Raw genomic sequence first — 19,565 nt, forward strand, 5'->3', positions numbered from 1 at the left:
CAAGGACTGTGCGCGGGGTGACGCTCGCCCGGGAGGCCGGGATCTCGGTCCAGCAGGTGCGCAACTACGAGCAGGCCGGACTGCTGCCACTGGCGAGCCGGACCCCCGCCGGGTACCGGGAGTTCGACGAGTCGCACCGGCAGGCGCTGACGGCAGCGCGGGTACTCGTGCGTGCCTACGGCTGGGACGCCGCCGTGACGATCCTGGCGGCGGTGCACCGCGACGATCTGCGGACCGCGGTGGCGAGCGTCGATCATGCCCACGCCGCGCTGGACCAGGAACGGGAACGGATCCAGCAGGCCCTGCGGGCTTTCGAGGTCGTCGTCACGCATCCTCTCGACGCCGATCCGCGGATGGCGGCCGCGCTCGCCCAGATCGCCCGGCAGGACGCCCCGCTGCGGATCGGCCAACTGGCGAACCTGCTGGGCGTTCGTACGTCGGCGCTGCGCTTCTGGGAACGCTCCGGACTCGTGCGCCCGGTCCGCGAACGGACCACCGGCTATCGCAGGTACGACGTCGCCGCCGCGCGCGATGCCCATCTCGTGCGCCTGTTGCGCGAAGGGAACTTCTCGATGACGATCATCCGCGCGGCGATCGACGAGATGCACTCCTCACCGGACGGCCGCCCCGAGAGAGTCGGCGCCGAGCTCAACCGGCGCGACGCCGAACTGCACGACCGCAGCCTCGCGAGGCTCCGAGCGGACGCGGCCCTGGTCGCCTACCTGGACTGGCGGGCAGCCAATCCCTCGAGGACCACGCCGGCCGCCGAGAACACGACGTAGAGGGTGTGCGTCAGCTCGACAGTACGTATATGTCCACTGCCCGGTGGCTGAGCCGGATTCCCGGCGTGCGCCGCGGCGCGGTCGCCGCTAGTGGGCGTATACGTACTGTCGAGCTGCAGATCGCCGGCGATCGAGACCAAGCCGTCCGTGGGCAGCACTTGCAGGGTGCCGAGTAGTTGGCCGTGGAGCGGGTCGTCCAGGCGGAAGGTGATGGTGGCGGGGGAGTTGCCGCGGTTGGCGGCTCGGGCGTGGTACTGCGTTGGCTTGAGGTCGATGTCGTCGAAAGCCAGCCAGGCTTCGGGTTCCAGTGAGATGACAGCGTCGCCGCGATCGCGGGTGGCGGTGGTCATGGTCATCGCGCAGTAGTCGTCGAAGCTGGTGGCGGCGAGGTGGGCGAGCGTTCGCGGTGGGATCTGGTCGCCGCGCACGTCGAGGGTCGCGGTCAGACGGAGGTCGGTGCTGGACCGGCCGACCATGATGCTGTGGCGGGCCGTCTCGACGCAGCGCTGGTCTCGGGTCACGTCCCAGAATCCGAGGTCGGCCGCGGTGACGGTCAGCTCGACCTCGACGGTCTCGCCCGGTTCCAGGGTGACCCGGCGGAAACCGCGTAGCTGACGGAGCGGTTGCTTGACCCGCGAGCGCTGCTGCCGTGTGTACAGCTGAGCGAGCTCGGTCCCGGGTCGATCGCCGGTGTTCGTGACGGTGAACGAGACACGGACCTCGCCGTCCGCCGGCGTCGACGGTGTGCTCAGCCGCAGGTCGCCGTACGCGAAGGTGGTGTAGCTGAGGCCGTGGCCGAAGGGGTAGAGCGGTGTGCCTCGGTAGTACAGGTACGTCGCGTCCGTCGCGATGATGTCGTAGTCGAGCAGGCCGGGCAGGTCCGCGGCCGAGTGGTACCAGGTCTGCGTCAGCCGGCCCGCGGGGTCGTGGTCGCCGAGGAGTACGTCGGCGAGCGCGTGACCGTACTCCTGCCCGCCGTGCGCGGACCACAGGATCGCGGGCAGGTGCTGCTGCGCCCAGCCGATCGCGTACGGGTAGCTGCTGCTCAGCACCAGCACCGTCCGTGGGTTCGCCGCGTGCACCTGCCGGATCAGCCGGTCCTGCGCCGGCGGCAGGTCCAGCGTCTCGCGGTCCTCGGTCTCGCGACCGTTCACCAGCGGGTGGTTGCCCGCGACAACGATCGCGACGTCGGCGCGGGCGGCCAGCTCGGCGGCTGTCGCCGCGCCGTCGATCACCACATCGAGCTCGAAGGCGGTCCCGTCATCGGCGAGGCCGACAGCGCCGTCCGAGTCGACCTGGAGGTACCGGCCGCTGTGCAGGTGCTGGATCAGGACGGTGTTCGACGACTGCACGAGCCTGAAGGTCTGCTTGACCTCCCAGCCGTTCGGTCCGGGCTGGTCCGCGACCAGCTCACCGTCGTCGGTGACCGTCAGATGCCGGCCGTTCCGCACCGAGCGCAGCGCCCACGCGTCACCACCCCAGTCGAAGAGATCGAACTCGCCGGCGTCCGCGCCGGTCCGCAGTACGGCGTCGGCGCCGACGCACAGGTACGACGCCGAGCCCGCGATCCGGAGCGTGATCCGATCGACGCCCTCGCAGTACTCGACCTGGCCGAGCCGTTCCCGGAGGCCGTCCAGCGCGGTCACCTGATAGGGCAACGTCCCGGCGTACCAGTCCTCCGAGAGCGTGCCCGCGAGCGGGCCGACCACGGCGACGCGGGTCGAAGGGCCGAGGGGAAGGACCTGCTCGTCGTGCTTGAGCAGCACGATCGCCTGCCGGGCCGCCTCCTGCGCGAGCCGGCGATGGGCGGGGCAGTTGACCAGCTCGGGTTCGAGCGCCGCGTACGGGTCGAGGTCGTCGAATTCGCCCAGGCGGAACCGGATCGCGAGCGCTCGCCGTACGGCGGTGTCGAGATCCGCGAGCGTGATCAGCCCGCGGTCGAGGGCCGTCGTCAACCGTTCGATGGTCGCGGTGGCGTCGGTGCCGTCCTGGGTGAAGCTGTCCACGCCCGCCTTCAGTGCGGCGGCGTACGCGGTCGGTCCGTCGGGCAGGTACTGCTGCAGGCCGAACAGGTTGGCCGGCGCGTACGCGTCGCTGACGACCAGCACCTCGTCGGTCGTCCACGGGCGCAGGACGTCGTTGATCAGCGGGCTGAGGTGGGCGGGCCGTCCGTTCACCAGGTTGTACGACGGCATCACCGCGACCGCCGCGCCCGCCTCGATCGGAGCGCGGAACGCGGGCAGTTCGTAGTCGTGCAGGACCCGGGGCGGCAGGTTGCTCGAGGTCGTGCACCGGTCGGTCTCGTTGTTGTAGGCAAGGAAATGCTTCAGTGTCGGAGCGGTCTTCAGGTACGTCGGGTGGTCGCCCGCCAGACCGTGTCCGTACGCGGTCGCGATCACCCCGGTCAGCCAGGGATCCTCGGCGTACCCCTCCTCGTTGCGGCCCCAGCGCGGGTCGCGCAACGGGTTGACGACCGGCGCCCAGACGTTGAGGCCGACGCCGGCCGGGTCTTTCTGGTGGAACACGCGGACTTCGTCCCCGACCGCCGCGCCGACCGCGCGCACGAGGTCGGGGCTCCAGCTCGCGGCCAGGCCGATCGCCTGCGGGAACACGGTCGCCGGACCGTGCCAGGCGACACCGTGCAGGGCCTCGGTGCCGGTCCGGAACGTCTCCAGGCCGAGCCGGGCGACGGGCGGCTGGTACTGGTGCAGGAACGCGACCTTCTCGTCGGGGGTGAGCCGGGCGAGCAGGTCGTCGATCCGGGCGTCGATCGGCCGGGCCGGGTCGCGGAACGGGGGAGGAGCTGGAGTACTCATCGGCGGTCGACTCCACGGGCTGGTGTCGAAGCGCTTCGATTCAACCGGGCGGCGGAAGCTGGTCGAAGCGCTTCGACAGACGGGCGTGAACAGAGGGTTGCATCCCGGACGCGCATGGTCAAGACCTTGGCGAAGCGAGAAGGGCATGCGCTTTCCCCGGGCGGCGCGGGTGCGGACGGAGGTGCGGTCGGGTGCGGTGCAGGTCTGCGCGGGTGTGCGCGGGTGCTGGTGTGGTTAGCGGGTTGGGAGGCGGCCCTGGTTCAAGGGAGTCAGGGCGTGGGCGGTGGCGCCCAGGGGAGTGGCGGTGTGCGGGAAGGTCGAGGCGGCGATGGTGCAGCCGCCGGCGTCGGGGGCGATGGTGGCTTCGCGGAGTGCCTTGTCGATGGCGGGGGAGAGGTGGCCGGCGAGCAGGGCGTAGGCCCCGCCGAGCAGCACGACCTCGGGATTGAGGATGTTGACCAGCGCCGCGATCCCGTGGCCGAGGTGGGTGCCGGCCTCGGTGAGCACCTTCGTGACGGCCGGGTCCTGGGCGTCGGCGCGCCGGATCAGGGTCTCGAGCTGGTGCTGCGGGTCGTCGTCGATGCTGCCGTCGACCTGCTCCAGGATCGCCGGCAGACTCGCCAGCGCCTCGAGACAGCCACGACGTCCGCAACCGCACGCCGGTCCGTCCGGAACCAGGCGGAGGTGCCCGATCTCGCCGACGTACCCGAGATGTCCGGCGAGCGGCCGGCCGTCGGCGATGATGCCCGCGCCGACCCCGGTGTCGCCGGTGAGCTGGATGAGGTTCGGCGTACCGGCGTACGGCCCGTAGAGGTGCTCGGCCAGCACGCCGAGGGACGCGTCGTTGTCCACCGTCACCGGGATGTCCGGCCGTCCGAGCGCGGCCGCGAGCTCGGCCCGTAGCGGTACGTCGCTCCAGCCGAGGCCGGCCGCGAGGACGACGGCGCCGTCGCGATTGACCAGGCCGGGGACGCCGACGGTGATGCCGAGGACCTGCCGGCCGGAGGACTGGACCGTCGTGATCGCCCGGCGGGCCAGCGCGACCACGGCGGCGATCGTCTTCGCCGGGCCGGCGTCGACGCCCGGACCGGCGCGATGCCAGCGCAGGATCTGCTCACCGGCCGCGTCGCAGCCGAGTGCGGTCAGGCCGCGGGCGCCGACCTCGAGCCCGATCGTCGCGTACGCGGAACCGTCGAGCACGAGCAGCGTCGCCGGGCGGCCGACGTGGTTCTGGGTCTGCTGCGTCTCGCGGACCAGCCGGCGGTCCAGCAGGTCGCCGACGATGCTCGTCACGGTCGCCTTGTTCAGCCCGGTCCCGGCCGCGATGGCGGCCCGTGAGCAGGGGGCTTCCCGGCGCAGGTAGCCGAGCACCGCCGCCAGGTTGGTGGCGCGGATGTCGGTGTGGTCCGCGGTCTGTGTGCTCAAGGTCCGTCCCGTCGAAAGAAGTTCTTGGTCAGTTCTACACCTTGTCGTGCTGTCGGCTCTGCGTTAATTTGTTTGGCTACTAGCCCAACTAAGTCTAGGGGATGCGACGTGACCGGACCAGAGATCGGCGGCACCAGCCGCCGCACCTTCATCTCCCTGCTCGGCGTCGGCGCGGCGGCGGCCGCGGGCGGGGCGACGCTGACCGGATGCTCGGACGGCGGTTCGGGGTCCAGTACGACGGGACGCGCCGAGACCGAGGACAAGCTGTCCGGCCTGCTGCCGAAGTACATCCCGTACGAGTCGGTCAAGCCCGACCTGCCGGGCGAGAACGGCGCCTCGCCGGGCTTCTCGCACTATCCGGCCGAGCTGAAGCGGGCGGTGCCGGACAAGATGGTGCCGAGCGGCAAGGAAGTGTCGGCGATGACGCCGCTGTGGAGCCCGATCCCGCCGCTCACCGGCAATTCGTACTTCGCGGCGAACAACGAGCGGATCGGCGCGCCGGTCAAGTTCAACATCCTGAACGGCAACGACTACGGCGACAAGCTCGGGCCGATCCTTGCGGCCGGCAACATTCCGGAGCTGCTCTGCATCCCGGGCTGGAACATCTCCAGCCTGACCCGGTTCGGCCAGGCCGCGGACAAGCTGTTCGAGGACCTCACGCCGCACCTGGCCGGCGACAAGGTGTCGGCGTACCCGATGCTGGCCAACCTGCCGACCCGGGCCTGGGCGTACGGCGTCTGGAACTCACAGCTGAAGGCGGTGCCGTTCCCGTCGGACGGGTTCCCGTGGGCGCTGTTCTACCGCAAGGACCTCTTGGACCAGGTCGGCGCGGAGCCGCCGAAGACCGCCGACGACATGCTGGCGCTGGGCAAGCAACTGACCGACGCCAAGGCCGGTCGCTGGGCGTTCGGCTCGGTCGCCGACGAGATGGCCCGGGCATTCGGTGCGCCGGCCGGCTGGCGCAAGGACTCCAGCGGCAACCTGGTGCACAAGATCGAGACGCCGGAGTACGCGGAGTCGGTGGCCTTCGTCCGCGGGCTGTTCCAGGCGGGCTACGTGCATCCGGACGTGGTTGGCAACTCGGCGGATGAGAAGGCGCTGTTCGAGGGTGGCAAGATGCTGATCCGGCAGGATGGGTTGGGTGGCTGGAACGAGTCGCTGCAGCGGCAGTTGCCGATCAACCCGAAGTTCAACCCGCAACCGGCGCTGCCGTTCGCTCACGACGGCGGTACGCCGATCACCTGGGGCGGTGACCCGGCCGGCATCTTCACGTTCGTGAAGAAGGGGGTCGGCAAGGAGCGCGTCAAGGAGTTGCTCGGCGTGCTGAACTACACGGCGGCGCCGTTCGGGACCGAGGAGTACCAGCTCTACAACTACGGCGTCGAAGGCAAGCACTATGTCAAACAGCCTTCCGGAGCGCCGAAGCTCACTGCACTGGGACAGAAGGAGGTCTCGCAGACGTACATTTTCCTGGGTGGCCGGCCGACGGCGATCACCCAGAGCGAGTACCCGGGGTACGTCCAGTCGTTGAGTGCCTGGCAGAACGCGGCGGCGAAGGTCCGGGAGAAGAACCTGTTCGACGGCATCCGGGTCGAGCAGCCGGCCAAGATGGCGGCGCTCAATCAGCCGTTCGACGACGCTCTCCAGGACATCCTCCGTGGCCGCAAGCCGCTCAGCGAGCTGAAGACCGCCGTCAAGCAGTGGCAGGACAACGGCGGCAACGAAGGCCGCGACTTCTACGCGAAGGTCCTCAGTGACAACGGTCGGTAGGGTGCGCGTGCGCGGTGCCAGACCGCGTTCGGCCCGGGCCGGCGGGATGACGTTTCGGCATCGGTTGCGGCGGGACTGGCCGTTGCTGGTCATGGTTCTGCCGGTGACGGTGTTGCTGGGCGTCTTCCACTACTTCCCGACGCTCGGGAACGTGATCGCCTTCCAGGACTACTCGCCGTACGCCGGGATTCGGGGCAGCGAGTTCATCGGGTTCGGGAACTTCCAGCGGATGTTCGCCGAACCCGCCTTCTGGCAGGCGGTCGCGAACACGGTCACGATCACCGCGGTCCAGCTCGTGTTCTTCTTCCCGATCCCGATCGCGCTGGCGCTGCTGCTGAACAGTGTCCTGTCGTCGAAGCTGCGCAACCTCATCCAGGGCGTCGTGTACCTGCCGCACTTCTTCTCCTGGGTGCTGGTCGTGTCGCTGTTCCAGCAGATGATCGGCGGCGCCGGCCTGCTCGCCCAGACCCTGCGGGACAACGGCCATCAGGCGATCGACCTGATGACCAAGCCGGACACGTTCATCCTGCTCGTCACCGCACAGTCGGTCTGGAAGGACGCCGGCTGGGGCATGATCGTGTTCCTCGCCGCGCTGTCGACGATCAGCCCGGAGCTCTACGAGTCCGCCGCGGCCGACGGCGCGAACCGCTGGCGACGGCTCTGGCACATCACACTGCCAGGGCTTCGGCCGGTGATCGTCCTGCTGCTGATCCTGCGCCTCGGTGACGCGCTGACGGTCGGGTTCGAGCAGTTCATCCTGCAACGCAGTGCCGTCGGCGGCGGCGCCGCGGAGGTCCTCGACACGTACGTCTACTACCAGGGCCTGCTGGTCGGCGACTTCGGCTACGGCGCCGCGGCCGGTCTCTTCAAGGGCGTCGTCGGCCTCGTCCTCGTCCTGGTGGCCAACCGATTCGCGCACATGGTGGGCGAGCAGGGGGTGTATTCCAAATCATGAGTGCACGAGCTGTCTGGGAGGAAGAACCGACCGTCGCCGGCCGGCTGGGCAAGCCGGTGGTGCTGGCGCTGATCGCGCTGGCGGTCGCGTTCCCGTTGTACGTCGTGGTCGTGACGAGCCTGTCCTCGACCGAGGCGGTGACCCGGGCCGGCGGGCTGGTCGTCGTACCGCGGGAGCTGACCGTGGCGGCGTACGTGCAGCTGCTGTCGGGTGGCGTGGTGACTCGCGCGCTGGTGATCAGCGTGGCGATCACGGTGATCGGTACGGCGTTCAGCCTCGGGCTCACCGTGCTGGCGGCGTACGGGTTGTCGCGGCCGGGGTCGTTGTTCCATCGGCCGCTGCTGTTCGTCGTCCTGCTGACGTTCCTGTTCGGGCCCGGGATCATCCCGAGTTATCTGGTCGTCAACTCGCTCGGGCTGATCGACCACTACGCGTCGCTGATCCTGCCCGCGGCGATCTCGGCGTTCAACCTGATCGTGATGCGGTCGTTCTTCATGGGCATCCCGGGCGAACTGATCGACAGCGCCCGGATCGACGGCGCGGGGGAGTTCGCCATCCTGCGCCGGATCGTGCTGCCGCTGTCCAAGGCCGTGGTCGCGGTCGTCGGGCTGTTCTACGCGGTCGGGTACTGGAACGCGTTCTTCAACGCGCTGCTCTACATCAACGACAACAGCAAGTGGCCGTTGCAGATGGTGCTGCGGACCTACATCGTGCAGCAGGCGCCGCTCCCGACCGGAGCGGGCGGTGTGGCGAACGTCGGCCTCGGCCTGGCGCCGGCGCCAGGTCTCGCGATCAAGATGGCGATCGTGGTGATCGCGATCGTGCCGGTCCTGCTGGTCTACCCGTTCATCCAGCGGCACTTCCAGAAAGGCGTCATCATCGGCGCCGTCAAGGGGTGATGATCATCTTCGGACGCAGACAGTTCCTTGCCGTCGGCACCGGTACGGCGCTGGTGGCCGCCACCAGCGGCCAGGCAACGGCCCGCGCCACGCCGTCGGGCCGCTACCGCTGGCGCAACGTGGAGATCGTCGGCGGCGGTTTCGTCACCGGGATCATTCATCATCCGGGCAAGCGCGGTCTGGTGTACGCGCGCACCGACATCGGCGGCGCGGTCCGGTTCGACAACCGCACCCGGCGCTGGGTGCAGCTGCTGCACTGGGTCGGCTGGGACGAGTGGAACTGGTCCGGGGTCGAGAGTCTGGCGCTCGACCCGGCCGATCCGGAACGGCTGTACCTCGCGGTCGGCACCTACACCAACGAGTGGTCGCCGATCAACGGCGCGATCTTGCGATCGTGCGACCAGGGACGGACGTTCGAGCGGACCGACCTGCCGTTCAAGCTCGGCGGCAACGAACCCGGCCGCTCGATGGGCGAGCGCCTTGTCGTCGACCCCCGCGACGGCCGTGTGCTGCTGTTCGGTACCCGCAACCAAGGGTTGTGGCGTAGCGGCGATCGTGGCGTGAGCTGGTCCCGGGTGGACAGCTTCCCGGTGGCCGGGAACCCCGGCATCGGTATCGGCTTCGTCTTCGTCGACCGGCGCGACGGCACGATCTACGCCGGCGTCGCGGATCCGGCGAACCCGCTGTACCGCAGCACCGACGCGGGCCGCACCTGGGCCGCGGTCCCCGGGCAGCCGACCGGGCTGTTACCGCATCACGGCGAATTGGGGGCCGACGGCAACATCTATGTCACGTACGGCGATCTCCCCGGGCCGTACGAGATGTACGACGGCGCGGTGCACCGGCTGAACACCGCGACCGGCGAGTGGACCGACATCACCCCGTTGCGGCCGAACACCGGTACCGAGGCCGGGTTCGGGTACGGCGGTCTCGCCACCGACCCGCGCCGGCCCGGCACGGTGATGGTGTCGACGATGAGCCGGTGGGGTCCGGTCGACGACATCTTCCGGTCCGTCGACGGCGGCCGGACCTGGCACTCCGTCGGCGAGCGGATCGTGCTCGACACGTCCGGAGCGCCGTACCTGGACTTCCACGGCACGCCGAAGCTCGGCTGGATGATCGGCGACATCTCGATCGACCCGTTCGACTCGGACAAGGTCCTGTACGTGACCGGTGCGACGATCTTCGGCAGCGACGACGTGACCGGGGTGGAGGCGGATCGCAGTACGCACTGGTCGGTCCGCGCGCAGGGACTCGAGGAGACGGCCGTCCTCGATCTGATCAGTCCGCCGTGGGGTCCGCCGTTGATCAGCGCGCTCGGGGACATCGGCGTCTACCGGCACGACCGGCTGGACGTCGTACCGCCGGACGGGCAAGCGGCGAATCCGGTCAGCGGCACGTCGCCGAGTCTGGACTACGCGGCGCTCGCCCCCGGATTCGTCGTACGGCTGGCGAATGCGAACGCCGGTGAGCGGGGCGCGTACTCGACCGATGCCGGTCGCAGTTGGCAGCCGTTCGCGGGTGAGCCGCCCGGTCTGACGCAGACGGGTCGCGTCACAGCCGGCGCCGACGCGCGAACGATTATTTGGGCACCGGGAGATCTCGTCGCGCACTACTCACGTGATCGCGGCGCCACCTGGATCGCCGTCGCCGGTCTGCCGCGCGGATCGGTCCTGGTCGGCGATCGGGTCGACGGGAGCGTGTTCTACGGGTTCGATCCGGCCACCGGTACGGCGTACGTGAGTACGAACGGAGGCGCTGCGTTCACGGCGAAGGCGACCGGTCTGCCGACGGGCGCGGGGAAGCTCGAGACCGTGCTGGATCGGGCCGGACACTGCTGGCTCGCGGCCGGTGCCGGCGGGCTGTACCGATCGGTCGATCGCGGATCGACGTACTTGCCCGTGACAACGATCGAGGAGGCGTACACCATCGGATTCGGCAAGGCGGCGCCGCGGCGCTCGGAGATGGCCGCATACACGTCCGGGAAGGTCGCCGGCGTCCGCGGGATCTACCGGTCGGACGACAGTGGCGCCTCCTGGGTGCGCGTGAACGACGACCGGCACCAGTACGCCTCCACCGGTGACGCGATCGCGGGTGATCCGCGCGTCTACGGGCGGGTGTACCTGTCCACCAACGGTTTCGGGATCCCCTACGGTGAGCCGGTATGAAGCGACTCTGGTACGGCGGCGACTACAACCCCGAGCAGTGGGATCCGGGGGTCTGGAAGGAAGATGTCGCCCTGATGCGGCAGGCCGGCGTCAACGTGGTCACGCTCGGGGTGTTCTCGTGGTCGTCGCTGGAGCCCGCGCCGGGACGGTACGAGTTCGGCTGGCTCGACCAGGTTCTCGACCTGTTGCACGACGGCGGCGTCAGCGTCGACCTCGCCACTCCGACCGCGTCACCGCCACCGTGGTTCAGCAGGTTGCACCCGGAGGCGCTGCCGGTGACCGCGGACGGCGTACGGCTCACTCATGGCAGCCGGGACACGTACTGCGCGTGCGCCCCGGCGTACCGCGACGCGGCACGTGGGATCGCGCGGGCGCTCGCCGAGCGGTACCACGATCACCCGGCCCTGGCGATGTGGCACGTGCACAACGAGTACGGGACGACGTGTCACTGCTCGCTGGCGGCGGCACGTTTCCGCGAGTGGCTGCAGGAGCGGTACGGATCGCTCGACCGGCTGAACGAGGCGTGGACGACGGCGTTCTGGAGCCAGGGGTACGGTGACTGGACGGAGATCGAGCCGCCGCGGAAAACGCAGTACCTGGTGAATCCGACCCAGTTCCTGGACTACCGGCGGTTCTGGTCGGACGAGCTGCTGGCGGCGTTCCTGGAGCAGAAGGCCGAGCTGCGGACGTTCTCGGAGCTGCCGATCACGACGAACTTCGTCTTCGGCGGCTGGGTGCCGGTGAACCACGCCCAGTGGGCCGCGGCGGTCGACGTCGTTGCCATCGACGACTATCCGGGCCGGACCGACATCGGTGCGGAGGAGCAGACGGCCTTCGCGGCGGATCTGGCCCGCTCGTGGGCCGGCGGCGGTTCCTGGCTGCTGATGGAGCAGGCCGCCGGGACGCTCAACGACGGGCGCCGCTTGCGGGCGAAGGAGCCGGGCCGGATGGCGCGGCACAGCCTGTCGCATATCGCGCGCGGTTCGCAGGGCGCGCTGTTCTTCCAGTGGCGGGCGTCGCGTGGCGGGTCCGAGATGTACCACTCGGCGATGGTTCCGCACGCCGGGCCGGACAGCCGGATCTTCCGCGAGGTCGCGGAGCTCGGCGCGATCCTGCCGCAACTGGCTGATGTTGCCGAGAGCAAGGTCGAAGCCGACGTCGCGATCCTGTGGGACGTGGAGTGCTGGTGGGCGATGCAGGGCACGCATCTGCCGTCGTCGGCGCTGGACTACCTCGGCGCGGTACGGTCCGCGCACCGGCACTTCTGGCGGGCAGGCGTCACGGTCGACTTCGCGGCACCCACCGCGGACCTCTCGTCGTACACGACAGTGGTCGTCCCCAGCCTCTATCTGGTCAGCGACGAGGCGGCGGCAGCGCTCACGGCGTACGTCGAACGTGGCGGACAGCTGGTGGTCGGGTACTTCAGCGGGATCGTGGACCCCGACCTGCGGGTCCGGCTCGGCGGGTATCCGGGGGCGTTCACGGACCTGCTCGGCGTGCGGATCGAGGAGTTCCACCCGCTGCCGATCGGCGGCGAGATCGCCTTGGCGTCGGGAGGGCGCGGGCGGGTGTGGAGCGAGGACGTCCGGGCCGTCTCGGCCGAGGTGATCGATCGGTACGCCGGTGGCGTGCTGGACGGCAAGCCCGCGATCACGCGGCACGCGCTGGGCGCGGGTGTTGCCTGGTACGTATCGACCGAGCTGGACGACGAGACTGCTGCACGCGTGCTGGAGCTGTCGACGTCACCGGTCGAGACCGTGCGGCGGCGGCTCGGTGACACCACGTGGACGTTCCTGATCAACCACGGTGACACGGAGGTCGACGTACCGGGAGAGCTGGTCGCCGGTGAGCTGCCGGTGCCGCCTGGTGGTTATGCGGTGGTGAGGTCGCGGTGAGGGGCCGGGCAGCTGCTCTCGCGGGCCGTGAGCGACGGTGGCTGCAGAGTCAGTGCGGGGACCTCGCCGCCCTCGAGTTTGGTGATCAGCGCCTCGACCGCCTGGGCGCCGATCCGCTCCGCCGGGATCGAGACCGACGACAACTGCGGAACCTGCCGTTCGGCGACGTCGTCGGCGCAGATCGCCACCAGCGACATGTCGTCGGGAACCCGGCGGCCGAGCCGGCGCAGGACGTCCAGGAGCGGTCCGATGATCGGCTCGTTCTGCACGACCAGGCCGGTGATGTCCGGGTGCTCGTCGAGCAGCTGCCGCACCGTGTGCAGGATCGCGTCGAACGTGTGCTCACAGGGCGTCTCGACGCCCAGCACGCCGCGTCGTTCGGCCGCCTCCGCGAATCCGGTCAGTGTGCGTTGCGCGAAGCCCGTCTGCCGTTCGTACACCGCGGACGGCGTACCGAGCAGGGCCAGCGAGCGGTGGCCGAGGTCGGCCAGGTGGTCGACGCAGTGCGCGCCCGCGGCGACGAAGTCCAGGTCGATACAGGTCAGTCCGTCCGCGTCGTCCGGGTAACCGATCAGCACCGAGGGCATCGGCAGCTCCCGCAGCACCGGAACCCGTTCGTCGTGGAGCTCGATGTCCATCACCACGAGCGCGTCCACGAGCGAGCTCTGCGCGACCCGCTCGAGCCCGTCCGATCCTTCGTCGGCGGTCAGCAGCAGTACGTCGTGGTCGTACCGGCGGGCCGTGGTGACGACCGCGGCGGCGAACTGCATCATCACCGGGACGTGCATACCGGTGCGCAGCGGGATCACCAGCGCCAGCACGTTGGACCGCTGACTCGCCAGCGCGCGGGCGCTCGCGTTCGGGCGGTAGCCGAGGGCTCGGACGCTGCGCTGGACGCGTTCGCGGGTGTCGGTCGAGATCGTCCGCTTCCCGCTGAGCACGTACGAGACCGTGCTGGCCGCGACCCCGGCGTGCCGCGCGACATCCGCGATCGTGACCACGTCGTCCCCTCTCCTGAGCTTGTCCCAGTTCTACCCCAGTCGAAGCGCTTCGACACCAGTCTATTCCCTGTGTAAGCCCACGTTTTTCCCCTGCGTTCGCCCCAACGAGAGGAATGGAAATGCGGAAATGGTGGAAAGCAGCACTCGCGGTGCTGACAGTACTGGCTGCCGGCCTGGTGACCGCGGCCCCCGCCAACGCGGCGGCGTGGTCGTCGTCGGACAAGTGGGCCACCTGGTCCAACGGCGGGTACACCGTTCGTAACGATGTCTGGGGCAGTGGCGCCGGACCTCAGACCATCTGGGCCAACTCCTACAGCAACTGGGGAGTCTGGGCCGATCACCCGAACACCGGCGGCGTGAAGTCGTACCCGCACTCCGCGCGGAACATCGGCAAGCCGGTCAGTGCCATCGGCACGCTGAGCAGCAGCTTCAACGTGTCCCGGCCCGGTAGCGGATCGTACGCATCGACGTACGACATCTGGGCCGGTAACAACGCCTACGAAATCATGCTGTGGATGAACAAGCAGGGCGCGGTCGGGCCGATCGGTAGCAAGCAGACCACGGTGTCCGTCGGCGGTCATACGTGGGACGTCTACCGCGGCAGCAACGGCGCCAACGCGGTCTTCTCGTTCCTCCGCACCTCCAACACCAACGCCGGTTCCGTCGACATCAAGGCCGTCCTGAACTGGATCCGCGGCCAGGGCTGGATGGGTGACGCGACCGTGGGTGAGGTCCAGTTCGGCTTCGAGATCACCTCGTCGTCCGGCGGCCTGAACTTCACCAGCAACTCCTACTCGGTCACCTCCAGCTGACGGACGCGGGCCAATCGGGCCGGCGGGTTCACCCTGACTTGGCTGAGCGTGATGCCAAGCAGGACCAGGGCGAGCCCGCCGACCTGTCGCAGGGTCAGCACCTCTCCGGACACCAGGAGTCCGAGGAGTACGCCGGTGACCGGGTTCAGCAGCCCGATCAGGCCGACGGAGGCCGCGGGGAGTCTGCGAAGGCCTGCGAACCAGGCGGTGAAAGCGAGTGCGGTCGCGACGAGTCCGACGTACGCGAAACCGGCGACGGCCGGTCCGTCGAGGTGCGGTGGGGCGCCTTCGACGACGACCGCGCACGGGATCAGGACGAGACCGCCGGCGATCAGCTGCCACGAGGTCGTGGCGAGTGGGCCCTCGGTCGCGCGACCCCACTTCTTGGCGAGGACGTAGCCGCAGGAGGACATCGTCAAGGCTGCGGCCGACGCGGCGACACCGCGCACGTCGACCGAGGTCGAGGCGGCGCCGAGGAGCAGTACGACGCCGGCGATCCCGGCGGTCGCGCCGATCAGGACCTGTGCGGTGGGGCGTTCCGCGAGGAGGCCCCAGGCGAACAGCGCCATGGTGAACGGCGCCGCGGACATGATCGTCGACGCGAGACTGACCGGGAGCAGCTGGGACGCGAGGTAGATCAGTGCGAAGAACGCGCCCATGTTGCAGATCCCGAGCAGCAGCGATCGCCACCACCAGATCCCGCGGGGGAGACGGCGGGCGAGTGCGAGCAGGAGAAGTCCCGCGGGCAGCGCGCGGAACACCGCGCCGTACAAGGGATGTCCGGCCGGCAGGTACTCGTGGGTGACGAAGTAGTTCGTGCCCCAGGCGATCGGCGCGATCGCGGTGACGAGGCTCCAGCGGAAGGTATCTTCCATGGAAAGTATTATATCTTCCCGGGAAGATAGAGTGGAACCTGTGGACCACGTAGCGAGAATCCAGGCGGAGTGGAAGGTCGAGCGGCCGGATGTCGACACCGCCCCGCAGGGCGTGATCGGGCGGCTGCACCGGATCGCGAACCAGCTCACCGGCGAGCTGACGCTGCTCTACGCGAAGTACGGGCTGACCGAGGGGGAGTTCGACGTACTCGCGGCGCTGCGTCGGGCGGGTGCGCCGTACGAGCGGGCGCCGGGGGAGATCGCGCTGCACACGATGGTGACGACGGGCGCGGTCACGAAGCGGGTCGACCGGCTGGAGGAGGCCGGCCTGGTGAGTCGACGCCGCAGTGACGCCGACGGCCGTGGCCGAGTGGTCCGCCTGACTCCGGCCGGCCGCCGGCTCATCGACAAGGCCTTCACTGCCCACATGGCCAACGAGCAACGGCTCCTCGAGGCGCTGACACCGGACGAGACGGCTCAGTTGGAGAAGCTTCTCACCACTTGGCTCGCTCGGCTTGAGTGACCTTGCAGGTGAACTGCAAGGTCACGGGCCGACAGTGTGGGCATGACGACGATCAGTGTTGGCCAGCAGTTGTCGTGCCGGGTTCTCGGGCCGTTGGAGGTGGCGGTTGACGGCGTGCCGGTGGTGTTGAGCGGGGTGTTGGTACGGCGTTTGCTGGCGGCGCTGGTTCTGGCGGAGGGTCATGCCGTTCCGGACGATGAGCTGCTGGATCTGCTGTGGCCGGGGCAGCAGCAGGTGAAGGCTCTTCGGGTTGTTGTCTGGCGGCTGCGGTCGGCGTTGGGGACCGCGGCCGATCGGTTGGAGCGTACGTCGACGGGCTATCAGTTCCTGCTTCCTGAGCAAACCGACCAGCATCGGTTCACGGACCTGGTTGCCGCTGGACTGCGGCAGCAGTCGACCAGTGAGCCCGCGGCCGCGATTGCGACGCTGTCGGCGGCGCTGGACCTCTGGCGTGGCGATCCCTGGCAGGACCTCGCACCCGCGACCGGGGCATCCGGGCTGGTGCGGCGGCGGGCTGGGGAGCGGGCTCGGCTGGTGGAGTTGCGGGAGCTGGCTGTTGAGGAGCGTGAGGCTGCTCGGTTCGCGGTCGGCAGCCCTTGGCCGGTGGTGCGCACGCTGTCGCAACTCGTTGCCGACAGCCCGTACCGCGAGCGCCGCTGGGAGCTGCTGGCCCTGGCTCTGCAAGCAGCCGGTCGACCGGACCGAGCCGCCGCCGAGCTTCGCCGCTACCGCTTGATGCTCGTCGACGATCTCGGTCTGGATCCCAGTCCCACCCTCACAGCCTTGGAGCACCGACTGACGCCGAGGCGCCCAGGCTGGCGCTGGCGTTAGCTCATCCCGGGGCGACCCGGTGGTCGGCGTACCGTTGGGGAGTGCTGGAATGCCGGGTCCTGGGGACGGTCGGCCTGGTGGCGGACGGGGCCACGGTGGACATCGGGGGTGCGCTGCCGCGACGGCTGATCGCGACGCTCGCGCTGTGGGACGGCAAGGCCGTGCCCGACGATCGCCTGGCGCAGGCGATGTGGGCGGACGAGCCGCCGCCGAAAGCGGGCGCCGCGCTGCAGGCCTACGTGTCCAGGATCCGTTCCGCGCTCGGTCCGGCGTACCGTGACCGGCTGGGACGGACGCCGGGCGGCTACTTCCTGCACGCCGACGAGATCGACGTACGCCGGTACGCGACGCTGATCGAGGCGGGGCGGAGCCGTCTGGGTGGCGAACGCGCGGAGGCGGCGCGTGATCAGCTGACCGAGGCGCTCGGTCTGTGGCGCGGAGAGCCGTACCCGGAACTCACGACCGAGGCCGCCGAGGCCGAGCGAGCGCGGCTGAGCGAGCTGCGCGAAGGCGCGCTGGAGGACCTTGCGGCCGCCCGGCTCGCGCTGGGAGACGCGGCCGACGCGGTGGTGGCGCTGGAGCAACTCGTCCGGGACCAGCCGCTGCGTGAGCGTCGGTGGGCGTTGCTCGTCGTCGGCCTGTACCGGTGCGATCGGCAAGGAGACGCGCTCGCGACGCTCAGGAAGGTCCGCGAGCTGCTGTCCGATCAGCTCGGCGTCGACCCCGGGCCCGAGTTGCAGGACCTCGAACGGCAGGTGCTCGCCCACGATCCGCGACTTCGGCTGGCCGCGCCGCCCCGCGTGGTCCGGCCCGAGCCGATTCGCCGGCCGCGAACATCGTTCCTGGGTCGAGCCGCGGAGCTCGACCTCCTGGCCCGGCAGCTTGACCGGGAGCGTCTGGTGAACCTCGTCGGCCCGGCCGGCGTGGGGAAGACTCGGCTGCTGGTCGAGTACCTGGCGACCCTCGGGCCGGTGGCGGATCCGTGGGTGGCGCGACTGGCCGACGTACCGGACGGTTTGGGTGTCCCCGCCGCCGTTGCGGACGCGGTCGGGGTCGTCGTGACGACGGACGCGACGGCGGAGGTCGCCGGGGCGATCGGCGCCGCACCCGCGCTGCTGGTGCTGGACAACTGTGAGCACGTGAGCGAGGCAGCCGCGGATCTCGTGGACCGGTTGGTCGCGAGCTGCGCCAATCTCCGCATCCTGGTCACCAGCCGGGAACCGCTCGGCGTCGACGGCGAGGTACTGCTCCCCGTCGAACCATTGCCGTGGGCAACCGAATCCGGACCGGCCGTCGAGCTGCTGGTGGATCGCGTCCGCGCCGTCCGTCCCGGCTGGGACCCGTCGGCGACCGAACTCGCCGCCGGACGACGGATCGCCGAGGCGCTGGACGGCCTGCCGCTCGCACTCGAACTGGCGGCCGGCCGGGCCAGGGTCCTGGGGCTGGGCGAGATCGCGGACCGGCTCGACGATCGGTTCGCGGTGCTCGGCCCGGTCCCGCGCGGATCGCTGGCCAGGCACCGGACGCTGGAGGCGGCGATCGGGTGGAGTGTGGAGCTCCTCGATCCGGCAGATCGCGCGCTGCTGCTCAACCTGTGGGCCTTCGAGGGTGGGTTCACGCTCGAAGCCGCCGAGACGATCTGGCCGGACCGAAGCCCCGCCGTCCTCGAGTCGTTGTCGGCGCTCGTCACCCGCTCGGTCGTGGTCGCCGACACCAGCATCGAGCCGACGCGGTACCGGTTGCTGGAGAGCATCCGCGCGTACTGCCGGCTGGTCGACCCCGACCCCGCCCGGACCGAGGCTCTGCAGGCGAGCTGGGTCCACGTTCTCGCGGCACGCTGCGCCGAGTCGGTGCGCGGCGCCCAGGCCGGTTCATTCATCCGGATGATGAGCCGCGAGTTGCCCAACCTGCGAGCCGGTTTCGCCCACGACCTGACCGCGGACCCCGCTGCAGCACTGCGTACGGCAGTCGATCTCGGCGTCTACCTGTACCGCGGAGTCCACCACGGCGAAGCGATGCGAATGCTCCGGGCCGCACTCGACTCGGCCCCGGACGCGCCGGTTCTCGACCGCGTCCGCGCGCTCAACTCCTTGACCGCGCTCACGTACTTCTCCGGTGACCAGGAAGGTACGGCGAAGCTGGTGGCCGTCGTCAACGAACTGGTCCCCGAGCTTCCGGAGGACGCCGCGCGCGACTACGCCGAGGCGCTGTTCTTCTTCGCGGTGGGTGGCGCCGTCACCGCACAGGTCGACCTGACGGAACGCGTGACGCGCCGGATCATCGAGTACTCCGAGGCACACGATCTCGCGGGCATGATCCCGGCAGCCGAGAGCGTACGAACCGTGGCGCTGTTGAAGGCGGCGACCGACCCGGACGAGATGCGTTCGAACGCCGACGCGCTCCAGCGGATCAGCCGCGGCTGGAACAAGGGCTGGGCGCACCAGGTCGTCGGTGAGCTGTACCTCTACCACCCGGACCTGGCCCCGGACTCCGCCGAGCGGGCGCTGTCGGCGTTGCGTACGGCGCTGGCCCGCTTCCTGCACCACGAGGACTACCCGTACACGCTCAACACCCTCCGGATCGGTGCGCTCGCACTGGCCCGGGCCGGTCGCCCGGTGGAGGAGGCCGCGCGCCTACTGGCCGCCGTACGCACGCACGCCGATCGCCTCGGCCTGCGGACTCCAGGGCTGTACCGCCCGGGGGATCCGTGGATCGAGCAAGCGCTCCCTGCCTCTCCGGATGACCCCGACCTGTCCTGGAACGACATGGTCGCCCTGCTCGCCGACGACTGACTGCAAGCCAGGTGCAAGGGC

At 69.8% G+C, this 19,565-nt stretch carries 14 protein-coding genes; 10 read left to right on the forward strand and 4 right to left on the reverse strand.

From position 1 onward, the window contains the following. The first annotated feature begins 17 nt into the window (after positions 1-17). Positions 18-782, forward strand: a complete 765-nt coding sequence (locus tag E0H50_RS29355) for a MerR family transcriptional regulator (RefSeq protein ID WP_131293776.1) — start codon at positions 18-20, stop codon at positions 780-782. Here E0H50_RS29355 and E0H50_RS29360 read toward each other — a convergent pair. Further along, complete coding sequence (locus tag E0H50_RS29360) at positions 719-3,598, reverse strand: glycoside hydrolase family 3 protein (RefSeq protein WP_131293777.1); 2,880 nt, start codon at positions 3,596-3,598, stop codon at positions 719-721. The two genes, E0H50_RS29355 and E0H50_RS29360, sit on opposite strands and share 64 nt — an antisense overlap. A 234-nt stretch (positions 3,599-3,832) precedes the next feature. Beyond that, positions 3,833-5,023, reverse strand: a complete 1,191-nt coding sequence (locus tag E0H50_RS29365) for an ROK family transcriptional regulator (RefSeq protein ID WP_131293778.1) — start codon at positions 5,021-5,023, stop codon at positions 3,833-3,835. A 108-nt stretch (positions 5,024-5,131) separates the two neighbouring features. On the opposite strand from E0H50_RS29365, the gene E0H50_RS29370 reads away from it, so the two are divergent. The 5 genes from E0H50_RS29370 to E0H50_RS29390 are packed head-to-tail and all read left to right on the forward strand — an operon-like array spanning position 5,132 to position 12,710. Next, positions 5,132-6,793, forward strand: a complete 1,662-nt coding sequence (locus E0H50_RS29370) for a type 2 periplasmic-binding domain-containing protein (protein ID WP_131293779.1) — start codon at positions 5,132-5,134, stop codon at positions 6,791-6,793. Positions 6,794-6,839: 46 nt separating this feature from the next. Then, positions 6,840-7,748 (forward strand): ABC transporter permease, encoded by a 909-nt coding sequence (locus tag E0H50_RS29375; protein ID WP_131293780.1) that lies wholly within the window; start codon positions 6,840-6,842, stop codon positions 7,746-7,748. Then, the gene (locus tag E0H50_RS29380) at positions 7,745-8,647 is read left to right on the forward strand and encodes a carbohydrate ABC transporter permease (protein WP_131293781.1); all 903 of its coding nucleotides are present in this window, start codon (positions 7,745-7,747) and stop codon (positions 8,645-8,647) included. The genes E0H50_RS29375 and E0H50_RS29380 overlap by 4 nt, the downstream gene beginning before the upstream one ends. Further along, the gene (locus tag E0H50_RS29385; RefSeq protein WP_238151344.1) at positions 8,647-10,815 is read left to right on the forward strand and encodes a WD40/YVTN/BNR-like repeat-containing protein; all 2,169 of its coding nucleotides are present in this window, start codon (positions 8,647-8,649) and stop codon (positions 10,813-10,815) included. The genes E0H50_RS29380 and E0H50_RS29385 overlap by 1 nt, the downstream gene beginning before the upstream one ends. Beyond that, positions 10,812-12,710 carry a beta-galactosidase gene (locus E0H50_RS29390; RefSeq protein ID WP_131293782.1) on the forward strand — a complete coding sequence of 633 codons (1,899 nt, stop codon included), beginning with the start codon at positions 10,812-10,814 and terminating at the stop codon, positions 12,708-12,710. Before E0H50_RS29385 ends, E0H50_RS29390 begins: the two co-directional genes overlap by 4 nt. Here E0H50_RS29390 and E0H50_RS29395 read toward each other — a convergent pair. Next, on the reverse strand, positions 12,686-13,711 hold the full coding sequence (locus tag E0H50_RS29395) for a LacI family DNA-binding transcriptional regulator (RefSeq protein WP_131293783.1): 1,026 nt from the start codon (positions 13,709-13,711) through the stop codon (positions 12,686-12,688). The two genes, E0H50_RS29390 and E0H50_RS29395, sit on opposite strands and share 25 nt — an antisense overlap. A 119-nt stretch (positions 13,712-13,830) precedes the next feature. On the opposite strand from E0H50_RS29395, the gene E0H50_RS29400 reads away from it, so the two are divergent. Continuing rightward, entirely contained in the window at positions 13,831-14,523 is a 693-nt protein-coding gene (locus E0H50_RS29400) for a glycoside hydrolase family 12 protein (protein ID WP_131293784.1), read from the forward strand. On the opposite strand, the gene E0H50_RS29405 is transcribed toward E0H50_RS29400, so the two are convergent. After that, complete coding sequence (locus E0H50_RS29405) at positions 14,502-15,398, reverse strand: DMT family transporter (protein ID WP_131293785.1); 897 nt, start codon at positions 15,396-15,398, stop codon at positions 14,502-14,504. The genes E0H50_RS29400 and E0H50_RS29405 overlap by 22 nt on opposite strands. A 40-nt stretch (positions 15,399-15,438) precedes the next feature. Between E0H50_RS29405 and E0H50_RS29410 the strand changes: the two genes are divergently transcribed. The 3 genes from E0H50_RS29410 to E0H50_RS29420 are packed head-to-tail and all read left to right on the forward strand — an operon-like array spanning position 15,439 to position 19,544. Next, entirely contained in the window at positions 15,439-15,921 is a 483-nt protein-coding gene (locus E0H50_RS29410; RefSeq protein ID WP_238151346.1) for a MarR family winged helix-turn-helix transcriptional regulator, read from the forward strand. A 42-nt stretch (positions 15,922-15,963) separates the two neighbouring features. Next, positions 15,964-16,752, forward strand: coding sequence for an AfsR/SARP family transcriptional regulator (locus tag E0H50_RS29415; protein ID WP_131293787.1), 789 nt, complete (start codon positions 15,964-15,966; stop codon positions 16,750-16,752). 41 nt (positions 16,753-16,793) lie between these two features. Then, positions 16,794-19,544 carry an AfsR/SARP family transcriptional regulator gene (locus tag E0H50_RS29420; RefSeq protein ID WP_131293788.1) on the forward strand — a complete coding sequence of 917 codons (2,751 nt, stop codon included), beginning with the start codon at positions 16,794-16,796 and terminating at the stop codon, positions 19,542-19,544. Positions 19,545-19,565: the final 21 nt, after the last annotated feature.

This window comes from Kribbella sindirgiensis (assembly GCF_004331435.1).
Taxonomy (GTDB): domain Bacteria; phylum Actinomycetota; class Actinomycetes; order Propionibacteriales; family Kribbellaceae; genus Kribbella; species Kribbella sindirgiensis.